The sequence below is a fragment of the Candidatus Dormiibacterota bacterium genome (assembly GCA_036495095.1).
Lineage (GTDB): Bacteria > Chloroflexota > Dormibacteria > Aeolococcales > Aeolococcaceae > CF-96.
Window position 1 is genome coordinate 1 of sequence record DASXNK010000119.1, and the last position, 22879, is coordinate 22879.

Consider the following 22879-nt stretch of genomic DNA (forward strand, 5'->3'; position numbering starts at 1 on the left):
CCGCCTGGGAGGTGGAGATCCCCCGGCCGCGGCGCATGGACTCCCCGGAGGTCGCGACGCTCAGCGCCTGCATCACCGACCGTCTGCGTGACGAGATCCGGCGCCATGGCAATCGCTAGGCTCGGAAACAACTCGCTCGAGTCGGGGCTCGACGCCCTCGCCCTGCCGGTCGGCGGCTCGCGCCGGGGCTGGGGGCGGATCGTCCGCGTCGTCGTGCCCAAGCTGGTGGCCGCCGCCTGCCTGCTCGGTGCGTGGCAGCTGGCCGTCCTCCTCCGGGTCTGGCCGAGCTACGTCATCCCCTCCCCCGGCGACGTCGGCCAGGCGTTCACCGATCAGGCCCGCGCCGGGACCATCGGCGAGGCGGTCGGGACCAGCCTGCGCCACGGCTTCGAGGGCTACGTGCTCGCGGTCCTCGTCGGCACCCCGCTGGGCCTGCTGATCGCTCGCGTGCGCACCGTGCGCTACGCCATCGGGTCGGCGATCGCCGCCCTCCAGAGCCTGCCGTCGGTGACCTGGGTACCGGTCGGCATCATCTGGTTCGGGCTGTCGCAGACCACCATCCTGTTCGTCGTGGTGATGGGAGCCTTCCCCTCGATCGCCGGCGGGATGGTCTCCGCCGTCGACAACATCCCCCCGCTCCTGCTCCGTGTCGGCGACGCCCTGGGAGCCCGCGGCCTGCCCCGATACCGCCACATCGTGCTGCCCGCGGCCCTGCCCGGCTACGTCGCCGGCCTCAAGCAGGCGTGGTCCTTCTCGTGGCGCTCGCTGATGGCGGCGGAGATCATCACCACCGGTCCGTCCCTGGGTGGCGTGGGGCTCGGACAGCTGCTCAATCAGGGACGGGACCTCAGCGACATGCGGCAGATGCTGATGGTGATCCTGGTCATCCTCGCCGTCGGCGTGCTCGTCGACTCGCTGATCTTCGCTCCACTGGATCGACACATCCGTCGCAGCCGCGGCCTCGAGTCCGGCTGACCGGTCACGAACACCGTCCGCAACCACACCGAGGCGCTCCCATGACAGCCCGCTCCCGCCGGGTCAGCACATCCCTGGTCGCATCGTTGACAGGTGCAGCCCTTCTCGCCCTCCCCCAGGCCTTCTCGGTCCCGGCCTCCGCGGCCACCGCCGCGGCACCGCACTACATGGTGATCGTCGAGGAGAACCAGGGAAGCACCGCGGTGCTCGGCAGCACGTCGGCGCCGTACATCAACGGCCTGGCCGCAACCTACGCCTCGGCGACCAACTGGTATGCGATCCAGCACAACAGCCCCGCCGACTACCTGGGACTGATCTCGGGCTCGACGCAGGGGTGGGGCACCGGCACCACGACGCCTCCGTTCGCCGGCTCCACCGTGGTCGACGAGCTCGCCGCCAGGGGGATCGACTGGCGCGCCTACATGGAGGACGCGCCCTCCCCGTGCTACACCGGGAACACCTCCGGCAATTACTCGAACATCCACAATCCCTTCCTGGACTTCAGCTCCATCCTCTCGAAGCCGGCCCAGTGCAACCGGGTCGTCCCCTTCGCGGGCAACTTCGTGAGCGACCTGAACAGCGCGTCGCCGCCGCCGTTCATGTGGGTCACTCCCAACCAGTGCCACGACATGCACACCGTGTGCGCGCCCTCCACCGATCCGATCCTCCAGGGTGACCAGTGGCTGAGCACCTACCTCCCCACGGTTCTCTCGTCGTCCTGGTACGCCAGCGGCGGCGTCGTGGTCCTCACCTGGGACGAGGGGGGTGACAACCTCGGCTGGAACGGGGGCGACGGGGGCCACGTGGCGACCCTGGTCATCTCCGCCCGCTCGCACGGCGCCTTCACCGCCGGAGGCAATCACTACGGCACGCTGCGGGCCATCGCGGAGGCGTACGGCGTCGGGCTCCTCGGCGCCTCGGCCAACCCGGCGAACGGCGACCTGTCGGGCGCCGCTCCCGCCCCGCCCCACACCGGATCCGCCGGACTGTCCCTGGTGACCCAGGTCTACAGCGACCTGCTCGGCCGCGCTCCGGATGCCGGCGGGCTGCTGTACTGGAGCGGCCTCATCGACAGCGGGCAGCCGCGCTTCCCCGTCGCCCTGAGCCTCACCGCCTCGACGGAGTACGTGGGAGACCAGGTGCAGGCCCAGTACCAGACCTACCTGCACCGCGTCACCGACGGCACGCTCACCAGCGGAGGTGAGGGCTTCTGGGTGAACTACATCGCCAGCGGCGCGACCTTCGAACAGCTCGCCGAGAGCCTGATCGGCTCGGACGAGTACTTCACCGTCCGCGGGCACGGAGACGCCTCGACCTACGTGACCACGCTCTACCAGGACATCCTCGGGCGCGGCCCCGACGCCGGAGGCCTGTCGTACTGGGTGGGACGGCTCAGCGCCGGCGCCCCGCGATTCCAGGTGTCGGCCTCGATCCTCGAATCCACCGAGGGCCGCCAGATGCTCGTCGACCGGACCTACCAGAGCCTGCTGCGCCACCTGCCGGACGGCCCCGGGCTCGCCTTCTGGACCGCCCAGCTGCAGTCGGGGCTGCGCGACGAGACCTTGATCGCATCGATCATCGGCTCCGACGAATACCTGCAGTACGCGGTGACCCACAGCGTCCTCTGACCGGAACGCGGAGGGCCGGGGTGGCGCGACGCCACCCCGGCCTCGAGCGTGAGCCGGGCCGGTCAGCAGGCGGCGCGGTCGCCGATCGGCTGCGGCAGGCGCCGGCCCAGCCGGTCGGTCATCGGCCTCTGACCCGCGGCGACGGTGCCTCGCGGCGGCACCGGGGAGACGAGCTCCGGGTACTGGGGCCGGGACGCCGCCCGGATGGAGTCCTGCAGGTCGGGCGGGCAGAGCGGGACCAGGCCGTTGCCCACGGCGAAGGCGACCGCGGCCACCTTGGTGTGGACGCCGAGCTTGCCCATCACGTTCTGGATGTGGGTTCGTGCCGTGCTGGTCCTGATCCCGAGGGCCAGTGCGATGACCTCGGTGTTCTCGCCGAGCACGAGCTTGGACAGGACCTCGTGCTCGCGGGGGGTCAGCGGATCGAGGAGCGCCTCCGAGGCGGCGGGACCGGCTCGCCGTGCCGCATGGGCCGGTGCACCTCCCGCGCGGACCACCAGCTCACCGGCGTGCACGCGCTGCAGGACCTCCAGGATCACGTCGATCGAGGCCCGCTTGAGCACGAACCCGGTCGCGCCCGAGGCCAGCGCGGTGGAGATCACGTCGCGGTCGTCGTCGCCGCTCAGGATCACCACCCGGGTGGCGCCGGGCGAGTCGAGGATCTGCCGCACCGCGGCGAAGCTGTCGCCACCGGGGAAGTGCGCGTCGACGAGGCAGACGTCCACGTCGAGCTCCGCCGCCAGCCTGACCGCCTCCTGCGGCTCGGTGACCGAGGCGACGACATCCTCGCCACGGCCCTGCAGGCACACCGCCAGGGCGTCGATGAACAGGCGGTGGTCGTCGCAGAGGAGGATGCGCATGGGGGTGCTCTCTCAGTTGCCGGACAGCCGGGCCGGGAGCACGAGCCGGACCAGCGCACCCCCGAGCTCGCTGCGTCCGAATTCGATATGCCCACCGTGCGCCTGCATCAGCCGCTCGGCGATGGTCAGTCCCAGCGAGGCCGCACCCGGGCAGGCGGCGCCGAAGCCGGGGCCGGAGTCACCCACCTCGACGACGGTCCATCGGTCGTCGCCCACCAGGGCGACGAGGATGACCCCCTGGGGGCCGGTCGCCCGGATGGCGTTCTCCAGCACGTTGGCGATGACCCGGCGCAGGGCGACAGGATCCGCCACCAGCGCCGGGCGCGGCTCCACGCTCACGCGCAGCACACCCGCGAAGGTGAGCGCCGCCCTGTCGACCACGTCGGCGAGGAGGTCGGCCGGGTTCACCGGCATGGCGAGCAGCCCGGTGCTCACGATCCGCTGGGTGAGATCGGCGAGCATCTGGGTCTCGTCGACGATGTGGCGGAGGCGCCGCACCACCTCGCCGGGCAGGTCGGGGTGGGTCAGCGCGGCCTCGGCCAGCGCGCCGACGGTGGCGATGGGCTGGCGCATGTCGTGACAGACCTCGCGGATCGAGCGATAGAGCACGCTCCCGAAGTCGTCGTGGCGCCGGTCCGGGCCCGCGAACGCAGCCATCGCGGCGCTCACGATCCGGCTCGCGTCTCGCTGACCGCCGACGGAGCCGGCTGGCTCGACGCGGCGCGCAGGCGGTAGCCGACGCGCGGCACGGTCTCGATGAACGTCGAGGGGCGGTGCTCGGTGGTGTCGGGCTGCAGCTTGTGCCGCAGCGACCTCACCTGCCGTGCGACCACGTTGGACGCCGGAGCCTCGCCCTCCCAGAGCGCGTCGATGATCGCCGAGCGCCGGACCGCCTCCCCCTGGTGCGACATGAACAGGCGCAACAGCTCGAACTCCTTCGGCGACAGGCGGATCGGCCTGTCGTCGACGAGGACCTCGTACCGGGCCACATCGATGGTGAGCCTGCCGGCGGTGAGCGGGGCGGGCGAGGGCGACGTGTCCTCCCTCACCCTCTCCATCCTGTGCAGCATCGCGGTCAGCCGGGTGGAGACCAGGTCGGGGTCACCACCGCAGGCGAGCACGTCGTCGGCCCCCGCCGCCAGCGCCACCAGCAGCAGGGCGCGGTCTGCGGCGGCCTCGGTGAGCAGCACCAGGGGGGCGGCGCTCCTGGAGCGGACCCACCGGCAGAGGTCGATCCCCGAGGCGTCGGGGAGGTCGACGTCGACCACGAGGGCGTCGGGACCCCACCGCTGGAGCATCGTCTGGGCCTCGGCGGCGCTGAGCGCGATGCCGACCTCGAAGCCGTCGTACCGAAGGTGGTCCGCCAGGTGCTTCCGCTCGTTCACGTGCCGGGTCACGAGCAGGCAGCGTCCCATTCGGCCGGCGCCGCCAGGCTCCATGATCGCCTCCAGTGTCCGAGGTGGCCCCTGATCCGGCCCGGACGGGGCGTATCAGGGGCTCGTCCGGGCGATCATGGCCTCGGCCATGGGGGGCGGCAACCAACGCTTGTGAAGGATGGTGAACCCCAAGCTGACAGGCCGCTCCGGGGGAGCCGCCGGCGGGTCGGAGGTCAGGCGTACCCCCAACGACGCAGCAGTGGCCAGCTCATCACCGTGACCGCGCGGCGGCTCCACCGGCCCAGCGACCGCCGCCACTCGTCGTCCTCACGCAGCACGATGTCGCCGTGCTGGAAGCGCATGTCGTTGCCGACCGCGGTGTGCGCGATGCCGAGGTGGACGCTCGGCGGGGTCGCGAACGCCAGCGCGCCCTCGTCAGCCGGCTTGCCGGCGAAGGCGGCGATGCGCGTCATCGTCTCGCGGGGCGACGCGATCACGTCCTCGTAGCGAACCACCACCTGGCGCCCGTCGAGCAGACGCAGACCGTCGAAAAGGAGGTGGTACACGATCCAGCGCAGCGTGAAGATCAGCGGCGGATAGCGATGCTTCCACACCACCCGGTCGACGGCATCCCTCACGATCTGCCGCTTGGTCGACGAGTAGGCGGCGCCCCGGATGTCCCTCACCAGGTGGACGATGCGCAGGTCGATCCCGGGGATCCCGCGAAGCGCGCACGCATACGCAGGGGCCTTGGTCGAGTCCACGATCACCTCGGCGCCGCTCACCGCGTGCAGCGCCGCGTAGAGACGGCCGAGCAGGGCGCGGTAGCGTCCGAGGTCCCGGGCGAAGCGCGGCCTGAGGCCGGGCAGCAACAGCATCGGGAGGTGCCGCTGCCGGGTGACCCGAGGATGGAGGGCCCTGAGCTCCTCGGCCTCGGGACTGTCCCAGCCGCCGAAGGCGTGGTCACCCACCGCCGTCCAGAATGCGCATTCGGAGAAGCGCGTGCCGCACCCGCAGAGCCGGTCCTCGGCCATGGAGTGCGTGGTGAGCAGCCCCAGCTCCCCGGTGGAGAGGAATCCCGGCATCTGGCCGATCATCCGGTCGGTGATGGTGCTTCCGCTCCTCGCACAACAGCCGATGTACAGGACTCTGACCACGTCTGGTGACCTCCTCGCTCTCGCAGCGCCAGGACGATGCGCATTGCCTCCGATCCTATCCATGGGGCCGCGGCCGTCATCCTCCGGGCGTCGCATGCTCCATACGTCCATTGAACAGTTGTCAGGCCTCTGCACCCGAGCTAACGTGCCGTCCATGCGCCGTCTCCTCCCCGCAGCGCTCGCAGTCACGGCCGTCCTCCTCGCATCCTGCGGGCAGAGCGCGGGACCGCGCGCGCCGACTCATCCCGCGATCAGCTCAGCTCCGAGCGCCGCGGCGACGCCGGAATCGACGCCGGCCGCCCCGGGAATCGCCCTGAAGCCGGCGATGCAGGGCCTGCTCGACCGCCACGGGATCCCGCCGGCCGGCTACCTCCCCGCCATCTCGGGGATCGTGGTCGAGGTCGCCTGGAGCGACCTGCAGCCATCGCCTGGGGGTGCGATCGTCAGCGGCAACGCCATCGACCAGATGCTCACCGCGGTGCGCGCCCTCAACACCGGGCGGCCCACGCATCCCCTGGCGATCAAGCTGCGGGTCACCGGGGGCATCCACGCCCCCGCGTGGGCGAAGAGCATCGGGGGCAGCCCGGTCCGGGTGACCGACCCGACCGACAACGTGCCCGGGACGGTGGGCCGGTTCTGGTCGGAGGAATACGGGCGCGCGTACGCGAGCCTCGAGTCGCTGCTGGCCACGCGCTACGACTCGGTGCCCGAGATCCGCGAGGTGACGATGTCCCGGTGCACCACGGTGTACGACGAGCCGTTCATCCGCGACCGCAGCGACCCGGCGACGGTGGCGGCTCTGCTCGCCGCCGGATTCACCCAGGCCGCCGACGTCCGGTGCCTGAACGAGCAGATCGACGCGCACTCGGTGTGGAGATCGACTCGAAGCGGGCTCGCGCTCAGTCCGTATCAGCGGATCGACCCCGCCGCCGGCGGTGACGGCGTCGCCATCACGGTGCCGGTGATGACCCTCTGCCGCAGCCGGCTCGGAGCGCGCTGTGTGCTCGAGAACAACTCGCTGCGCAACCCGCTGCAGGGCGGCGACTACACGCCGATGTACGCGCGGATCCAACAGCTCGGACCGCCGATCTCGTTCCAGACCGCCACCGCCGCCAAGCTCGGCGGTCTCGAGACGGTGATCGGCATCGCCGCCGGCCTGGGAGCGAGCGCGGTGGAGCTGCCCCAGGGATATGGCGGGCTGGCGCCTGCCGCCCTGGCGCCGCAGGGCGGCCGGCTGACCGCGTCCGCCGGGCAGCGCTGACCCGCGTCCCCCATTCTTCGCAGGGTTGCTACGACAGCAGGGTCATGGCCTGTGCGGGCAGTGCCGATAGCATCTCAGCCATGGAGATCAAGGACTACATCACCGCGATTCGACGGCGCTTCATGGTCGTCGTCACCCTTCCGCTGCTCGCGGCGGTTGCGACCGCCGGGCTCCTGTTCGTGCAGGCCGAGCGGTTCCAGGCCACGGCCGTGGTCATCGTGCCGGCGCTCAGTGCAAAGGGGTACTCGACCAGCGCGGTGACACAGTACTTCAACACCTACAAGGACGTTCTCATCTCGAAGCCGGTGATCGACGAGCTCTCGAAGCAGACCGGCATCAAGAGCACCGAGCTGGTGCCCTATCTCACCGCGGCGACGGTCAGCGCCTCGAGCAACATCATCAACGTGACCTTCACCGGCACCACCAAGGCGCAGGCGGCCAGGGTCGCCGGGCTCGCCGCCCACCTCTCCCTCGATGCGCTGGTGGCGCCCCAGCTGTCGCTGGCACAGGCGGCGCTGGTCACGGCCAGGGGCGAGCAGTCCAGCGCCAGCGGCTCACTCGCCCAGTTCACCAGGCAGACCGGGCTGCTGTCCCCCGACGTCGACTACCGCCTCAAGGTGGCGGAGCTCTCTCAGCTCACCGTCCAGCTCGAGCAGGCGCGCATCGCCGCCGACCAGGGGCGCGTCAGCTCGCTGCAGCCGCTGATCGCGCAGCGCCAGCAGTCGCTCACCACGCTGTCGGCACAGCTCATCGCCTACCAGCAGATCAACGACGGCTACAAGTCGGCGGTCGCGTCGGTGACGCACGCGCAGCAGCAGGTCGACGGCGTCAAGGCGCTCATCGCCTCGAACGCATCCTCCAGCGCGGTGTCGGTGTCGGCTGCGGACCGGGTCTCGAGGATGCCGGTGATCGTCAAGGGCGCGTCCATCTCCGGTGTCGTCGCCCTGGTGCTCGCCCTGCTCATGATCGTCGTGCTGGAGCTGCTCCATCCGACCCGGCTCGGCGACCCCGCCGGCGCCGACGGCGACGGTGACGGCCGGCTCCCCGCTCGGCTGCTGGACGTCACCGGCGTGAGCGGCGCCGCCTGGGAGGCCGAGGCCGGCGGACACGGGAACGGCCACCACGGTGTGCCGGCCAGCGCCGACATCGCGGGACGCCCCCAGCCGTGACCCGGCTCGCGTCCGGCGGGGCGCCGGGCGCGACCGCGGCCACCCCGGGGGGCAGGCCGCGGTCGCGGTTCCTCCGCCACGCCGGCCTCACCAGCATCGCCGCGGGCGCCAGCGTCGCCTCCGGCCTCCTGTTGGACCTGGCCATCGCCGCGAGGTTCGGCGCCGGCCACGCCACCGACGCCCTCTTCGTCGCCGCGCGGATCCCGCTGGGGCTGGCGGCGGTCGCGCTGGTGATCGCCAACCAGGCGCTCACCCCCGCGTTCGCGGTGGCGCTCGAGCGCCGGGGACTGCGGGCCACCACCCGCCTGGTCTCCGCCGTGCTGACGGTGGTCGCCCTCGGCGGGGTGCTGTTCATGGCCCTCGCCGCGCTGCTGGCGACGCCACTGGTCAGGCTCACCGCCCCCGGTCTCGACCCCGCCACCACCAGCCTGGCGGCCTCGCTGGTCCTCGCCATGTTCGCGGTGGTTCCGCTGAGCTGCGGCGCGGAGGTGCTGCGCGCCCTGCTCAACGCCCGCCGCTACTACATGGCACCGGCGGCCATGGGCGTGGTGATGAACGGGCTCGCCGCGTTCGTCGTCATCACCGCCGGTGGCGACATCCGCCGCGTCGCCACCGCCTACGTCGCCGGCGCCGCCGCCCAGCTCGTCTTCATGCTGGCGCTCGCGTGGTGGCGCGGCTTCCGCTACGTGCCGACCCTCCGCCCCGGCGACGGCGCGCTCGCGCGGGTCGGCCGCCTCAGCGTGCGGCCCGGCATCGGCGGCGCGCTGAACCCGGTGGCCCGCCTCGGCGAGCAGCTGGTGGTGTCCTTCCTCCCGGTGGGATCGGTGAGCCTGCTCGGCTACGGCTCGCGACTGATCATGGCCATCGGAGGCACCGTCTTCTTCCGGTCGGTGATCGTCACGGTGATCCCCCGGCTGACCTCGGCGAGCACCCGCGGCGACGACCGCGAGGTGCTGAGGATCGCCATGGCCACGGTCCGGCTGATGCTCGCCATCTCCCTCCCGCTGACCGCCTTCCTCGCCATCCTCGGTCAACCGATGGTGCGCATCCTGTTCGAGCGCGGGAGCCTCACCCGCAGCGGCGCCGGGCTGCTCGGACTGGTGCTGGCGGTGTACGCGGCCAGCCTGGTGGGCTCGGCGGTGCAGCGGGCCCTGCTCGCCCCCTTCTTCGCCCGCCTCGACACCCGGACACCGCTGCGCAACACCGTGTACGGCATCGCCGCCAACCTGGTGCTCCTCCCGCTGTGCGTGCTCCCCTTCGGGCGGAGCGCCACCGCGGTGGTCGGAGTCGCCGTCGCATACTCGATCGCGCAGTACGTCAACGTCGGCCACGCCTGGTACCGGCTTCGCGCCACGGTGGGAGACCCTCTCCGAGGCAGCGGCCCCTGGGCGGTCCGCGTGGTCGGACTCTCGGCGGCCAGCGCGGCGGTGATGGCGATGGGATACCTGCTGCTCCGGCTCGGTGAGCCGTGGCACCGCCCCGAGCTGGCGGCCCGCACCGCGGCCACCGGCGCCGGGGGCCTGCTGGCGCTCGCTCTGGGAGCGCTGCTCATCGCCGGCGTGTGCGCCGGTGACGGCTGGCAGCGAATGCTGTCCGGCCGCCGTCACGCCGGCAGCGTGTAGTCGGGAGCCAGAGAACCATGCAGATGCACATGCCGGTCATCCGGTCGAGGGGCGGCACGCCGTCCGGCCGCGTCGGCGTTCCCCTCGCCGCCGGTGTCGCCGTGGTGCTCGGCGTCGCCGTGCAGAGCGGCGTTCAGGCGGTGTCACAGGGCAACAAGCTGCTCCTCGTCGTCCCCCTGGCCGCCGTGATCGGGCTCGCGCTGGTCGCCGTCGGCAGCGTCCGGTTCGAGCTCTTCGCCTTCGCCACCATCGCGATCCGCTCGAGCCTCGACATCGCCAAGCCGACAACGAGCACCGGCGCGGCGGGCCAGGCCACCGCCTCGGCGTCCGGGCTCGACCCCGCGGGAGCTCTCGCCGTGCTCTTCATGGTCGCCGCGCTGTTCTGGTGGCTGACCCGCCGCAGTGCCGGTCTGACCTCCCCGCCGGCCTCGGTGCATCGCATCGCGCTGATCGCCTTCAGCGGCGCGGGATTCATCAGCATCATCGGCTCCGCGGTCCCGACGGTGAGCCTGCTGGAGGCGATCCGCGTCGCCGCGGTGGTGACCATGCTCGCCGTCATGGAGGTCCTCCTCGTCGACCGCCGGCGGGTGTACCACATGGTCATCGCCATCTACGCATCGGCACTGGTGCCGGTCGGCCTGACCCTGGTCAACGCCGTCTTCCACCACTCCCAGTTCTCCAGCGGCGGCTTCGACCGCTACATGGGCACCTTCTCGCAGCCCAATCCCTTCGCCATCTACCTGACCATGCTCATCGTCATGGGGGTGGCGATGCTGCCGCACCTCGAGAGGCGCTGGCGCTACGCGCTGATCCCCCTGCTCTGCGGCTCCGCGATCTGTCTCTACCTGACCTACACCAGAAGCGCCTGGATGGCGACCGTGGTGGGCGTCGTCGTGGTCGCGGTCGTCGGCCGGCGCAGGAAGATGGTCGCGATGCTGGTCGTCGGCATGGTCGTGGTGCTGGTCGCGGTGCCCACCGTGAGCCAGCGGTTCGCCGACCTCGGGTCGTCCAACGTCAACGCCGCCGGCAATACCTCCAACTCGCTGGCCTGGCGCTTCGACTACTGGGGCCAGGTGCTCCCGCTCGCGTCGAAGGACCCGGTGACCGGCATCGGCCTGAAGATGAGCTCGTACGGCACCACGATCGCCAAGGAGCCGCACAACGACTTCCTGCGCGCCTACGTCGAGACCGGGGTGGTCGGCATCATCGCCTACCTGCTCCTGCTGGTCAGCATGGTGATGGTGGCGCGGCAGTCGCTGAAGGGGGCGGCCCCGGGGTTCGACCGGAGCATCGCGATCGGGTTCACCGGCTGCGTCACCGCCTTCGTGCTGATCAGCCTGGTCTCCAACGTGATCACCGAGGTGATCGTCCTCTGGTACTACGTCGCCTTCGCGGCGGCGGCGTACGCGGTCGTCCAGTTCAACCCGGCGCGCCGGGGTGGGGGACGGGGATGAGGATCCTGCACGTGAACAAGTTCCTCCACCGCCGCGGCGGCGCGGAGGCGTACATGGAGGATGTCGCCGACCGCCAGCGGGCCGCCGGCCACCGGATCGCCTTCTTCGCGATGGACCACCCCGACAACAGCCCCTCCGAGTTCGGGCGCCACTTCCCGAGCCGGGTCGAGCTGAACCCGCCGCCGCGCTCGCTGCACGGCCGGGCCGCGGCGGTGGGCCGGATGCTCCACTCGCCCTCGGCGCGCCGCGGCATCGAGGCCGTCCTCGAGGAGTTCCGGCCCGACGTCGTCCACCTCCACAACATCTACCACCAGCTGTCGCCGTCGATCCTCCGCCCGCTGGAGCGACGCGGCGTGGCCGCGGTGATGACCCTCCACGACTACAAGCTCGCCTGCCCGACCTACCGGCTGCTCGACCACGGCGAGGTCTGCACCGCATGCGTCGGCAGGCGCTTCCACAACGCCGTCCTGCGCCGCTGCGAGTCGGGCTCGCGGGGAGCCAGCGCCGTGGTCGCGCTGGAGCTGTCGCTGCACACCCTGTTCGGCGCCTACCGACCGGTGGGCGTGTTCGTCTGCCCGAGCGAGTTCATGGCCCGGACGATGCGCGCCGCGGGGGTCTTCCCCGACCGGCTGCGCACCCTCCGGCACTTCGCGAACACCGACGGGGTGGCGGTCCGGCAGGGTCCGGGCGAGGCCGTCGTCTTCGCCGGACGCCTCTCCGCGGAGAAGGGGGTCGACGTGCTCGTCGAGGCGGTCGCAGCCCGTCCGGGCGCGCTCCTCGAGGTGCTCGGCGACGGTCCCGACCGCGCCGCGCTCGAGGCCCTCGCCGCCGCCCGTGCGCCCGGGCGAATCCGCTTCCACGGGTCCGTGCCCAAGGCGCGGGTCGAGGAGATGGTGCGCGCCGCCCGGGCCGTCGCCGTCCCCTCGCGCTGGTACGAGAACCAGCCGATGATCGTGCTCGAGGCGTTCGCCTGCGGGGTCCCGGTGGTGGCGACGACGCTCGGCGGGCTCCCGGAGCTGGTCGAGCCCGGCCTCGATGGCCTGCTCGTCCCCGCCGCAGACGTGCCGGCGCTCACCGGCGCGCTCGGAGCCCTGCTCGACGACCCCGCCCGAGCCGTGCGCATGGGGCTCGCGGCACGGCGGAAGGCCGAGCAGCACTTCAGCCCCGCCGCTCACCTCGCCGGTCTCGACCGTCTCTACGCCGAAGCGGCTCGGGGTGTGCGCGCGCCGCGCCGCAGCACCCGCGCTTCCGGCCCCATCAGCGCCGGACGTCCGGCCGACGCCACCGCCGAGCGGTAGGGAGAACCTCACTCATGCGCCACCTGACGACCCACCGCCGCGGCTCGGTCGCGGGCCTCGCCGGCCTGGCGATCGCCCTGCTCACCGCGGGTTGCGGCCCGACGGAGACCGCGGCCCAGATCGGCGTGCGCGCCGTCCCGGTGTCGGCACCGGTGGCCGAGACGCCCAGCGACCAGCTGATCCAGGCCATCATCGACCGCCTCCAGGAGCAGCTGAAGCAGGCCGACTCCGCCCTCGACGGGAAGCTGGCGCGGCTCACCCCACAGAACCCGCAGTTCCTCGCGCTCCTGCCGGTCCTCGTCGCCGAGCGCCTCGCCGGCCTCGACCGGCTGGGCACCGCGCTCGTCGACAAGCGCCTCACCGCGGTCTACAGGATGCGCGCGCAGATCGTCGCCCTGAAGCACCTCACCGCGGCGCAGGCGGCACCCATCCTGGGCCAGATCGACCAGGCGTCGTCCGCGCTCACCTCGCTGCGCGCCACCATCCTCGCCGACACCCTTCCCGACGTCGTGCGCAACGACATCAAGAAGGTCGGCGCCCTCCACATCATCGGCTTCGTCGATCCCCTCGCCCACATGACCGCCGCCTCCGACGAGGTGCTGAACGCCGCGGACGCGCTGGTCACGGCGGCCGGCGTCCTGCAGACCCGGATCACCCAGAACGCCACCCGCCTGCTCAACCCCGCCCACGACCAGGCGCTGCTCGCCGACCTCCTGACCCAGGCCGCCACCGGGAAGCAGCAGGTGACGGCGACCCTCGCCTCGCTGAGCGGCCTGACCGCAGGCGGCTACCCCGGCAACCACGCCGCGCTGGTGTCGGCACGCAGCGCGCTCCAGACCGCCCGCGTCGCCATGGTCGCCGCCCGCAACGACGCCACCCTCGTCATCGCCGACCTCGGTGGCTGAGGCCGCCGTCGCCGCCACCACCGCCGCGAGCGCCGTCGCGGCACCGCGGCGGACGCGCGTCCTCTATATCGCGGGGACGGGCCGGAGCGGGAGCACCCTGCTCGCCGCCATCCTCGGCGAGGTCGAGGGGGTGTTCACCGCCGGGGAGCTGCGCTTCCTCTGGGAGCGCAGCCTCCTCGAGGACCGGCTCTGCGGCTGCGGGCTCCACTTCGGCGCCTGCACGCTGTGGGAGGGGGTGCTCGAGACCGCCTTCGGGGGGCGCGCCGGGATCGACGCCCGCCACGAGCTGCGCGAGCAGCGGCGCCGGACCCGCATCCGCCACCTGCCCCGCCTCCTGGTCGCCGGGGACGGTCGCGGCGTGGCGGCGAACGACGCCCACGGCGAGCACGGCGAGCGGCTGGAACGGCTCTACGCGCGGGTGGCCGAGGCCACCGGCGCCGGCGTGGTCGTCGACTCCTCCAAGCTCCCCTCCTACGCCCGGCTGCTCGACACCCTGCCCGGCGTGGACGTCCACGTCGTCCACCTCGTCCGCGACCCGCGTGCGGCCGCCCGCTCCTGGATGCGGCAGAAGCCGCAGCCCGACCGGGGGTGGCTGGCACCCATGCAGACCATCGGCCCGCTGAAGAGCGCCAGCCTGTGGGTGCTCTGGAACGCGACCGCCGAGCTGCTCTGGCGCGGGCGCCCGGACCGCTACCTGCGGGTCCGCTACGAGGACCTGATGGAGCGGCCTCAGGAGACCGTCGGCCGGATCCTCGCCATGGTCGGCATGGCCGGCGCCGCCACCCCGTTCGTCGACGAGCGGACGGTGACCCTGGGGGTCAACCACACCGTGGCCGGCAATCCCGACCGGCTGCGGCACGGCCTCACCCGGTTGCGGGCGGACGGGGGCGGGCCCGACGACCTGCGCACCCGCGACCGCCTCCTGGTCACCGCCCTCGCCGCACCCCTGCTGCTCCGCTACGGGTACGCCATGCGCCGGCCGGCGGCGGCGGGACGCGACCGGGCCGAGGACGGCTGGGTCAACGTGCAGCACCTCCCCCACCTGCGCAGGCTGGCGCACCGGGTGGAGCGCCACTGGAGGTGGGGCCGCACCCAGGGCTTCCGCCGCCTCATCGAGGAGGACCAGCTCGACCCGATCGCCCGGCTCCGCGCCGGTGCGATGCGCCGCCGCTGGGTGCGCGGGCACGCCGTGCCCCCCGGCTCGGCGGTCCCGGTGTACCTGGTCGGGCTCCAGCGATCCGGCACCAACATGGTGGTCAGGTCGCTGGAGGCGTCCGCCGAGTTCGAGGTGCACAACGAGAACGATGCCCGCGCCTTCGACCGGTTCCTGCTGCGTCCCGAGCCGGTCATCCGGTCCCTGGTCGAGACCAGCCCGCACCGGTTCGTGCTCTTCAAGCCCCTCTGCGACTCGCACCGCGTCGACGCGCTCCTCGACGGGCTGGGCACCGCCTCCGCCGGAAGGGCGATCTGGGTGTTCCGCTCGGTCGACGGCCGCACCCGGTCGGCGCTGGCGAAGTTCGGCGACCACAGCCTCCACGTGCTCCGCGAGATCGCCGAGGGACGGGGGGACGGGCTCTGGCAGGCACAGCGGATGTCCGCGGGGTCGCTCGCCCTCATCCGTGATCGCGACCTCGGGACGACGTCGCCGGAGACCGCGGCCGCGCTCCTCTGGTACGCGCGCAACCTGATCTACTTCGAGGCCGGCCTCGACGCCCGCGACGACGTGATGCCGGTGTCGTACGACGCCTTCGTCCGCGCCCCGGATGACCATCTGCGGGCGATGCGGACCTTCCTCGGCAGCCAGAGCAGCGACCTGCCGCGGGGCCCGATCCGGCCGCGGGGCGGGCCGAGCCCGGCTCCCCTGGACCTCGACCCCACGGTGCGCGCGCTCTGCGACACCCTCGACCGCCGGCTCGCGGCCACCGCCGCGGCGACTCTGCGATGCTTCGACGGCTGATCGGAGGCCTCGACTCAGCCCGACCGCGAGCCGACGCCGGCCCGCACGGCGAGGCCCACGGCCTCGAGCACGGAGTGCACCTGGAGCTTGGCGAACATGTTCTGGGTGTGGGTGCGCACCGTGTCGATGCTGAGACCGAGCTCACGGGCGACGCTGGCGCGGTCCAGGCCGCTCACCATGCACGCGAGCACATCGCGCTCACGGGGGGTGAGGAGCTTCATCAGCGCCTCGAACTCCCGATTGCGATCGCCCACGTCGCGCAGGTCGTTCAGCACCGAGGTGAGCAGGCGCGGCGGGATCCAGGTCTCGCCGCGCATCACCCCGCGAACCGCCCGCAGCAGGTCGTCGAAGCCGGCGTCCTTGCTCACGAAGCCGCGGACGCCGGCACGGATGGCGTGGGTCGCCACCTCGGCGCTGTCGTGGCCGGTGGCCACCACGATGCGCCGCTCCGGGTGGCCCTCGAGGAGCCGGGGAGCGAGCTCGAGCCCGTCGGCGTCGCCCAGGTCCACGTCGAGGATCACCAGGTCCGGGGAGTGGCGCCCGGCGAGTCGCTCGGCGTCCGCGCCGCTGTGGGCGACGCCCACCACCTCGAGGTCCGGCTCGGCTCCGAGCCGAGCCGCCAGGGCGTCCGCGAAGACCTGATGGTCGTCGACGACGAGGATGCGCACCGACCTGATGCCCGATCCCGCCGGCTCCTCGCCCACCGCCGCCGCCCCCCGTGTGGACACTCCTCTGGCACCGGCATCCTACCCGCCGTCCCACCAGGCCGGTGCCCGGGCCGGGGCGGAATCAGGAGACATCTACGCCGAACTCACGACGCCGGGCCGGTGGGCCGTGGATAGCATGGCCGGGCCGGGCCCGGCCGACCCGGCCCGGGCGGTTCCCCGCACCAGCCACTCCACGGCCCACCGGCGAAGGCCGCCGATCGAGGTGTCCCATGCGAGGTCGTGACCGGCGGATCGCCGCCACGCTCCTGTCGTGCGCCGCCGCCGCCGCCGTGGCCGTCGTCGCCCTCCCCTCGGCGGCGCGGGCGGGCACCGCCGCCCCGGTCGGGGCCTCTCCGGACGCCGACACCTACGTCACCGCGGCGTTCCCCACCGCGAACAACGGTTCCAGCACCACCCTGCGGGTCGGTGCCACCCCCACCCGGGTGAGCTACCTGCGCTTCACGGTGCAGGGCCTGGCGGTCCCGTTCGCGGGCGCGACCCTCCAGCTGTACGCCACCGCCGGCGGTGGCGACCTCAGCGTGAGCCCGGTCGCGGACAGCACCTGGACCAACGCGATGGCCTACCCGGGGCCGACACCGGGCGCGGTGGTCGCCACCCACGGAGCCTTCGCCGCGAGCACCTGGCAGAGCGCCGACGTCTCCTCGGTGGTGACCGGCAACGGCACCTACTCGTTCGCGGTCACCTCCGCGAGCAGCGGTGTCTTCGCGAGCTCGAGGGCGGGCACGGCCACCGCTCCCCAGCTGCTGGTGACCCCGGGCACCACGCCGACACCCACGCCGGCACCCACCGTGACGCCGTCGCCCACCCCGACGCCGAAGCCGGGGCCGCCGCACGTCATGGTGATCGTGATGGAGAACCAGGAGTACGGAGCGGTCATCGGCAGCGGCGCCGCGCCCTACATCAACAGCCTCGCCACCTCCTATGCCGCCGCCACCAGCTGGTTCGCGGTGCAGCACAACAGCCCGACCGACTACCTGGCCCTGATCTCCGGGTCGACCCAGAACCTGCCGGCGACCCCGCCGCCGTACTCCACCCTCACCGTCGTCGACGAGCTGGCCGGCGAGGGGATCGGGTGGAGGGCGTACATGGAGGACATGCCCTCCGCCTGCTTCAGGGGGGGCGGCAGCGGGGGGTACGTGAAGTACCACAACCCCTTCATGTACTTCAGCTCCATCGTCAACACTCCCAGCCAGTGCAACAGCATCGTGCCCTTCGCGACCAACTTCGCGAGCGACCTGGGCGCGGGCACGGCGCCGCCCTTCCTGTTCGTCGTCCCGAGCCTGTGCAACGACATGCACGACTCCTGCCTGCCGCTCGGCAACCCGGTCGCCCAGGGCGACCAGTGGCTCCGCACGCAGCTTCCCACCGTGCTCCAGTCGAGCTGGTACCGGAGCGGCGGCGTGGTCGTCATCACCTGGGACGAGGGCACCACCAGGGCCGGCATCAACCAGGGCTCCGGCGGGCACGTCCCGACCGTCGTGATCTCGGCCGACGCCCATCTCGCCTACACGCAGGCGGGCGACCACTACGGCACCCTGAGGGCGATCGAGGAGGTGTACGGGGTCGGGCTCCTGGGCGCCTCGGCCGACCTCGCGAACGGTGACCTGAGGGCGGCCTTCTAGCCACTGCAGATGACCGTCCGGTGACCACCGGGGCCAGACCCGGGTGTGTCCCGCGGCGCCACCGGCGCGCCGGCGAAGATGACTCATTGGTGACCGCTGCAGGCACGAATCCCCTTGCGTTGCAAGGGTTTTGAGCGTGGTCATGTCACACGCCGGAGCACTTGTGGCGCTTGTCCACATGGTGCGGACACGGTCCTGTCACGCCGCCTCCGACGGTCGCGCCGCGCTTTTATGGTGGCCTCCGAGCCGACCAGGCGACGTCCGCATTCGCGGGCCGCCCGGCGCACCCCCGGGTCGCAATCGCGATGAGCGCGACCGGTTCACTGGAGTGTCGTCATGCCCACCATTCCCGCCCTCGTGAGGACCACGAGATTCCGGAGAGCCGCCGCTGCGGTGATCGGCGTCAGCACCGTGCTCGGCGGATTCTCGCTCTTCACGCCCCAGGTGACCGCGGCCGCCGTCAAGCCCGGCGCCACCGGCCTCTACGACCGCCAGCACCAGCCTCAGGCCGCCGATCAGTCCGTGCTGGGCGGATGGGTCGTGAACGCGTCGTGGTCGGCGTTGCAGCCGAACGGTGCGGGAACGCCGCTGGCCGCCAACAACGCCGTCGACCAGGCGATCAGCGCCGTCCGGACGCTCAACTCCCAGCAGCATCTGCACCTCCAGATCAAGGTCCGCCTGCTCGCCGGCATCGACGCGCCGGGCTGGGCGAAGAGCATCGGTGGGGCGCCCTTCACCATGACCGACTCGCACTCGGGCATCGGCGGCACCCTCGGCCGGTTCTGGCTGCCCGCCTACGAGCAGGCGTACGCCGGTGTCATCTCCGCCCTCGCCGCACGCTACGACGCGGTTCCCGAGGTCGCCGAGGCGACGGTCACGGGATGCATGACCGTGTTCGACGAGCCCCTGCTCCGGCAGGGCGACAACGCCACCTCGGTGCACAGCCTGATCGCCGCCGGGTACACCCTGGCCGCCGACCAGCAGTGCCACCAGGCCGAGATCCGGGCGGCCCAGGCCTGGGCCACCACGCCCAGCGCGTTCGCCTTCAACCCCTACCAGTCGATCAGCTCCAGCGGCGCCGTCAGCACCGACGAGAGCTACACCGAGTCGCTGATGGCGTCCTGCCGCAGCCTCCTCGGAGCTCGCTGCGTGCTCGAGAACAACTCGCTGCGCACCCCGCCGCTGGGCGGCGCGTACAGCTCGCTGTACGCGGCCATGCAGTCGCTGGGCGGGCCGATCTGCCTCCAGACGGCCACCGCGGCCCGGGTCGGATCCCTGCCGGCGACGCTGCAGACCGCGGTCAACATGAAGGCCGAGATGGTCGAGCTGCCCTCCGGCTACACGTCGCTGATGAGCCCATCGCAGCTCGCCCCCTACGCCAGGGCCCTGGCGGCGAACGCCGGCAGCGGCGGTCCCACTCCGACGCCGACGCCGACCGGCACCCCGAGCCCGACCGGCACCCCCACGCCGACGCCGACGCCGACGCACACGCCCAGGCCCACGCCGACCCCGACCCCCACGCCGACTCCCACCCCGACCCCGACCCCGACCCCGACGCCGACGCCGACGCCGACGCCGACCCCCGGCCGCCACATCATCGTGGTGATGGAGGAGAACAAGGGCTACGGCGCCGTCATCGGCTCGAGCTCGGCGCCCTACATCAACGGCCTCGCCAACGCGAACGTCCTCGCCACCAACTGGTTCGGCGTCTCCCACCCCTCGCTGCCGAACTACCTCGCCTGGGACTCGGGGAGCACCCAGGGGCAGACCACCGACTGCACCACCTGCGGACCCTTCTCCGCCACCGACCTCGGCGGGCAGCTCACCGCCGCGGGCATCTCGTGGAAGTCGTATCAGGAGAGCATGCCCTCGGCCTGCTACACGGGCGGGTCGTCGGGGAGCTACGCCAAGAAGCACAACCCCTTCGTGTACTTCAGCGACGTGCTCACCAACGCGTGCGCCAGCCACGTCGTCCCCTTCACCCAGTTCGCCACCGACCTGGCGAACGGCACCCTGCCGACCTTCATCTTCGTCACCCCGAACCTGATCGACGACATGCACGACGGCACCGTCGCTCAGGGTGACAGCTGGCTGAAGGCCAACATCGACCCGCTGCTCCACAGCTCGTGGTTCACCGGCAACGCCGCCGGCGCCGACCTCATCATCACCATGGACGAGTCGAGTGGCAGCAGCACCAACGGCGGCGGCCAGGTGCCCACCGTCGTGGTCGGCTCCTCGGGCAGGCACGCGACCGACACCAGCTTCGGCAACCACTACGGGATGCTGCGGGCGATCGAGGAGAGCTACGGCCTGAGCCTCCTGGGCGGGGCGGCCAGCGCCGCCAACGGCGATCTCCGGTCGATGTTCTAGCCCGTCGCAGGTCCAACCCGACCGCCGCGGCGGTCACCAGGGGGGCGGGACTCGGTCCCGCCCCCCTGCGCGCATCGCCGGCCTTTACAAGTCTTGCTGGGCTTCACCGGGTGCGACGCCTACGGTGCAGGCATGCCCGCGACACAGGAGACGAGCACCGTGCTCTCGCCCGATCCGGTCGGCAGCATCGTCCGCTGGCTGGCGATCCGCGAGGTGAGCGGCCAGCCGCTGCCCGCCACCTACCGGCAGATGATCGACGACGTCGAGCACAGCGCGCTGCTGCACCGCCTGCTCTCCGGCCGGGACCCGCACGGGGCGGCGCCGCCGCGGTCCTACGGGCAGCCGTGGTATGGCCTCCTGGAGAGCGGCTCGGCGAGCGGCTGTGACCTCAAGCCGCTCAAGGACCGCCACGGCGCGCTCCCGCGGGTGGCGATCAACGAGTGCCCGTGGAGGGTGCTGCGGCAGCTCGACGGCGGCGCCTGCGTGGTCCAGTACAGCTCCCGGACGCCCCGCTTCCTCGCCCGGCCGAGCCGGCCCCCGTCCACCGGCTGGAGGCTCCGGCGCCTCGACCCCTGGCCGGGGCGTGACCCGCTACCGTTGCAGGGGTGAGCTCCACCCCTCCCCTCCGCCCCGTCCCGATCTCCGCCGCGCGCCCGCCGGCGTCGCCGCCGCGCCACGAGACCATCCTCCCCGAGGAGGAGCGGGACGCCCTCGACGCCCTCGACGCCGCGATCGCCGCCGCCGACGCCGGCTCGCTGCGGGAGGTGGCGGGGCGATGGCCCGGTTTCCTCGACGGCTGGGCCCGACTGGGCCGGCACGCCCTCGCCGGCGGCGACGCCGTCACCGCCTACGCCTGCGCGCGCACCGGCTACCACCGCGGCCTCGACCGGCTCCGGGCCAGCGGCTGGGGCGGGGTCGGGATGGTGCGCTGGGCCCGGCCCACCAACCGTGGCTTCCTCCGCTCCCTCCAGCTGCTGCTGGTCACCTCGGCCCGGCTCGGCGACGAGGCGGAGGCGGAGCGCTGCCGCCGCTTCCTCCTCGAGCTCGACCCCGAGGATGGGATCGGCGCCGGCGCCTACCCGTCGCCGCCGGGCCGCGACGCCGAGACCACGCCGGGCTGAGCCTCCGCGCAGGCGGTCGCGCTGTCACGGAGTCGAAAGGCGGAGCCCCCTAGGCTGCGGTCATGTCCGCACCACTGGGAGAGCCCCGAACATGATCGCCACCGCACCGATCCGGGCCACCCGGCCGCGCACCCGCGGGATCACGATGGTGATCGACTCGGGGATGCCGACCGGCGCCTTCACCGACGTCATCGACAGCCACGGCGACCTCGTCGACCTGGTCAAGTTCGGCTGGGGCACCTGCCTGGTGACCCGTGACCTGTCCCGCAAGCTCGACGTGCTCCGCGCCGCCGGCATCGCCTTCTACTTCGGCGGCACCCTCTTCGAGCACCACCTCTGGAGCGACCGGCTCGGCGAGTTCGTGCACCTGCTCCGCGCCCACCGCGCGACCCACGTCGAGGTCTCGAACGGCACCATCCCGCTCGACCAGCACGAGAAGGCCGGGTACGTGCGGCTCCTCGCCCGCGAGTTCACGGTCATCTCCGAGGTCGGGTTCAAGGACGCCTGCCGGTCCGAGACGCTGGCCCCCGCCGACTGGGTGGCGGCGATGCAGGAGGACCTCGACGCCGGGGCCTCGCTGGTCACCGCCGAGACCCGCGAGAGCGGCCGCAGCGGGATGGCCCGCGCCGACGGAACCCTTCGCGCCGACGTCCTCGGGGCCGTCCTCACCAGCGTCGATCCGGCGAGGGTGCTCTTCGAGGCCCCCACCAAGAGCCTGCAGGTCGACCTCATCCGCGCCGCCGGCCCCCAGGTCAACCTCGGCAACATCTCCACCGGCGACATCGTCGGGGTCGAGACGCTGCGGCTGGGGCTCCGCGCCGACACCCTGATGGAGCTCACCCCGGCGGCGCCGGCGAGGCCGGCGCCGGCCCTCCTGCCCGGCCCCGGCCGGCTCACCGTCGCCGCCTGACCGCGATGCGCTCGATGCACGACTGCTGCCACGTCGCGGTGCCCGCGCGCGACCTCGACGAGGCGATCGGCTTCTACGTCGGCGGGCTCGGCGCCCGGCTCGCCCGCCGCTACCCCGACCGGGTGACCTTCGACTTCTTCGGCGACCAGCTGGTCTGCCACCTCTCGGAGAGCGTCCCCGACGAGCCCCGGCCCTACCCCCCCCCCTTCGGGGTCAGCTTCGCCGACGGGGCCGACTTCGACCGCCTGCTGCGGCTGGTCCGCCACCGCGAGCTGCGCACCCTCGGCGACGTCTCGGTGCGCTTCGAGGGCACCGCCGAGCAGCACCGCGCGCTGTTCCTCGCCGACCCCTCGAACAACGTGATCGAGTTCAAGCACTACGACGATCCCCGCCTGCAGTACTGACGCTGCGACGGAACGGTGACGGCGGCTTCCTGTCATCCAAGTGAAAGCCGCCGGCCGGGATC

The 22879-nt window shown here is 72.5% G+C and carries 21 protein-coding genes; 16 read left to right on the forward strand and 5 right to left on the reverse strand.

Annotated elements, in window-relative coordinates; translation table 11 throughout:
- The 3 genes from VGL20_12965 to VGL20_12975 form a co-directional block, all read left to right on the forward strand.
- Positions 1-119, forward strand: a 119-nt coding sequence (locus VGL20_12965) for an ABC transporter ATP-binding protein (protein ID HEY2704594.1), incomplete at its 5' end; no start/stop codon positions are given.
- Complete coding sequence (locus VGL20_12970; protein ID HEY2704595.1) at positions 106-975, forward strand: ABC transporter permease; 870 nt, start codon at positions 106-108, stop codon at positions 973-975. The genes VGL20_12965 and VGL20_12970, both read left to right, overlap by 14 nt.
- A 41-nt stretch (positions 976-1016) precedes the next feature.
- Positions 1017-2603 carry a DUF4214 domain-containing protein gene (locus tag VGL20_12975; GenBank protein ID HEY2704596.1) on the forward strand — a complete coding sequence of 529 codons (1587 nt, stop codon included), beginning with the start codon at positions 1017-1019 and terminating at the stop codon, positions 2601-2603.
- A 62-nt stretch (positions 2604-2665) separates the two neighbouring features.
- Here the strand turns inward: VGL20_12975 and VGL20_12980 are convergent, their stop codons facing one another.
- The 4 genes from VGL20_12980 to VGL20_12995 form a co-directional block, all read right to left on the reverse strand.
- Positions 2666-3463 (reverse strand): response regulator transcription factor, encoded by a 798-nt coding sequence (locus VGL20_12980; GenBank protein HEY2704597.1) that lies wholly within the window; start codon positions 3461-3463, stop codon positions 2666-2668.
- A gap of 12 nt (positions 3464-3475) precedes the next feature.
- Positions 3476-4120 carry a HAMP domain-containing sensor histidine kinase gene (locus VGL20_12985; protein HEY2704598.1) on the reverse strand — a complete coding sequence of 215 codons (645 nt, stop codon included), beginning with the start codon at positions 4118-4120 and terminating at the stop codon, positions 3476-3478.
- A gap of 8 nt (positions 4121-4128) precedes the next feature.
- Positions 4129-4860 (reverse strand): response regulator transcription factor, encoded by a 732-nt coding sequence (locus VGL20_12990; protein HEY2704599.1) that lies wholly within the window; start codon positions 4858-4860, stop codon positions 4129-4131.
- A gap of 212 nt (positions 4861-5072) precedes the next feature.
- The gene (locus VGL20_12995) at positions 5073-5996 is read right to left on the reverse strand and encodes a sulfotransferase (protein ID HEY2704600.1); all 924 of its coding nucleotides are present in this window, start codon (positions 5994-5996) and stop codon (positions 5073-5075) included.
- Positions 5997-6321: 325 nt separating this feature from the next.
- Here VGL20_12995 and VGL20_13000 point away from each other — a divergent pair, with 325 nt between their 5' ends.
- The 7 genes from VGL20_13000 (at position 6322) to VGL20_13030 (ending at position 15662) form a co-directional block, all read left to right on the forward strand.
- A complete protein-coding gene (locus VGL20_13000; GenBank protein ID HEY2704601.1) occupies positions 6322-7257 on the forward strand; it encodes a hypothetical protein in 936 nt (311 codons plus the stop codon).
- Between the two features lie 80 nt (positions 7258-7337).
- Positions 7338-8426, forward strand: a complete 1089-nt coding sequence (locus tag VGL20_13005; protein HEY2704602.1) for a Wzz/FepE/Etk N-terminal domain-containing protein — start codon at positions 7338-7340, stop codon at positions 8424-8426.
- Positions 8423-10048: a lipid II flippase MurJ gene (locus VGL20_13010; protein ID HEY2704603.1), complete on the forward strand. Its 1626-nt coding sequence runs from the start codon at positions 8423-8425 to the stop codon at positions 10046-10048. Before VGL20_13005 ends, VGL20_13010 begins: the two co-directional genes overlap by 4 nt.
- A 23-nt stretch (positions 10049-10071) precedes the next feature.
- Positions 10072-11502, forward strand: a complete 1431-nt coding sequence (locus VGL20_13015) for an O-antigen ligase family protein (protein ID HEY2704604.1) — start codon at positions 10072-10074, stop codon at positions 11500-11502.
- Positions 11499-12800 carry a glycosyltransferase gene (locus tag VGL20_13020; GenBank protein HEY2704605.1) on the forward strand — a complete coding sequence of 434 codons (1302 nt, stop codon included), beginning with the start codon at positions 11499-11501 and terminating at the stop codon, positions 12798-12800. The genes VGL20_13015 and VGL20_13020 overlap by 4 nt, the downstream gene beginning before the upstream one ends.
- Before the next feature lie 14 nt (positions 12801-12814).
- Positions 12815-13705, forward strand: a complete 891-nt coding sequence (locus tag VGL20_13025; protein ID HEY2704606.1) for a hypothetical protein — start codon at positions 12815-12817, stop codon at positions 13703-13705.
- Positions 13698-15662, forward strand: a complete 1965-nt coding sequence (locus VGL20_13030) for a sulfotransferase (protein ID HEY2704607.1) — start codon at positions 13698-13700, stop codon at positions 15660-15662. The genes VGL20_13025 and VGL20_13030 overlap by 8 nt, the downstream gene beginning before the upstream one ends.
- Before the next feature lie 14 nt (positions 15663-15676).
- On the opposite strand, the gene VGL20_13035 is transcribed toward VGL20_13030, so the two are convergent.
- Positions 15677-16390: a response regulator transcription factor gene (locus VGL20_13035; protein HEY2704608.1), complete on the reverse strand. Its 714-nt coding sequence runs from the start codon at positions 16388-16390 to the stop codon at positions 15677-15679.
- A 209-nt stretch (positions 16391-16599) separates the two neighbouring features.
- Here VGL20_13035 and VGL20_13040 point away from each other — a divergent pair, with 209 nt between their 5' ends.
- From VGL20_13040 to VGL20_13065, 6 genes are all read left to right on the forward strand, one after another.
- Positions 16600-18012, forward strand: coding sequence for an alkaline phosphatase family protein (locus tag VGL20_13040; protein ID HEY2704609.1), 1413 nt, complete (start codon positions 16600-16602; stop codon positions 18010-18012).
- Between the two features lie 393 nt (positions 18013-18405).
- Positions 18406-20382 carry an alkaline phosphatase family protein gene (locus VGL20_13045; protein ID HEY2704610.1) on the forward strand — a complete coding sequence of 659 codons (1977 nt, stop codon included), beginning with the start codon at positions 18406-18408 and terminating at the stop codon, positions 20380-20382.
- Positions 20383-20514: 132 nt separating this feature from the next.
- Positions 20515-20991, forward strand: coding sequence for a hypothetical protein (locus VGL20_13050; GenBank protein HEY2704611.1), 477 nt, complete (start codon positions 20515-20517; stop codon positions 20989-20991).
- Positions 20988-21503, forward strand: coding sequence for a DUF3151 family protein (locus tag VGL20_13055; GenBank protein HEY2704612.1), 516 nt, complete (start codon positions 20988-20990; stop codon positions 21501-21503). The genes VGL20_13050 and VGL20_13055 overlap by 4 nt, the downstream gene beginning before the upstream one ends.
- A gap of 91 nt (positions 21504-21594) precedes the next feature.
- Positions 21595-22413 carry a phosphosulfolactate synthase gene (locus VGL20_13060; GenBank protein ID HEY2704613.1) on the forward strand — a complete coding sequence of 273 codons (819 nt, stop codon included), beginning with the start codon at positions 21595-21597 and terminating at the stop codon, positions 22411-22413.
- Positions 22414-22418: 5 nt separating this feature from the next.
- The gene (locus VGL20_13065; protein ID HEY2704614.1) at positions 22419-22817 is read left to right on the forward strand and encodes a VOC family protein; all 399 of its coding nucleotides are present in this window, start codon (positions 22419-22421) and stop codon (positions 22815-22817) included.
- Positions 22818-22879: the final 62 nt, after the last annotated feature.

Coding starts and splice junctions, on each gene's coding strand:
- VGL20_13060 (HEY2704613.1), top strand. CDS start 21,595: ATGATCGCCACCGCACCGATCCGGGCCACCCGGCCGCGCACCCGCGGG.
- VGL20_13065 (HEY2704614.1), top strand. CDS start 22,419: ATGCGCTCGATGCACGACTGCTGCCACGTCGCGGTGCCCGCGCGCGAC.
- VGL20_13050 (HEY2704611.1), top strand. CDS start 20,515: ATGCCCGCGACACAGGAGACGAGCACCGTGCTCTCGCCCGATCCGGTC.
- VGL20_12970 (HEY2704595.1), top strand. CDS start 106: ATGGCAATCGCTAGGCTCGGAAACAACTCGCTCGAGTCGGGGCTCGAC.
- VGL20_13000 (HEY2704601.1), top strand. CDS start 6,322: ATGCAGGGCCTGCTCGACCGCCACGGGATCCCGCCGGCCGGCTACCTC.
- VGL20_12975 (HEY2704596.1), top strand. CDS start 1,017: ATGACAGCCCGCTCCCGCCGGGTCAGCACATCCCTGGTCGCATCGTTG.
- VGL20_12985 (HEY2704598.1), bottom strand. CDS start 4,120: ATGGCTGCGTTCGCGGGCCCGGACCGGCGCCACGACGACTTCGGGAGC.
- VGL20_13005 (HEY2704602.1), top strand. CDS start 7,338: ATGGAGATCAAGGACTACATCACCGCGATTCGACGGCGCTTCATGGTC.
- VGL20_13040 (HEY2704609.1), top strand. CDS start 16,600: ATGCGAGGTCGTGACCGGCGGATCGCCGCCACGCTCCTGTCGTGCGCC.
- VGL20_12980 (HEY2704597.1), bottom strand. CDS start 3,463: ATGCGCATCCTCCTCTGCGACGACCACCGCCTGTTCATCGACGCCCTG.
- VGL20_13020 (HEY2704605.1), top strand. CDS start 11,499: ATGAGGATCCTGCACGTGAACAAGTTCCTCCACCGCCGCGGCGGCGCG.
- VGL20_13015 (HEY2704604.1), top strand. CDS start 10,072: ATGCACATGCCGGTCATCCGGTCGAGGGGCGGCACGCCGTCCGGCCGC.
- VGL20_13025 (HEY2704606.1), top strand. CDS start 12,815: ATGCGCCACCTGACGACCCACCGCCGCGGCTCGGTCGCGGGCCTCGCC.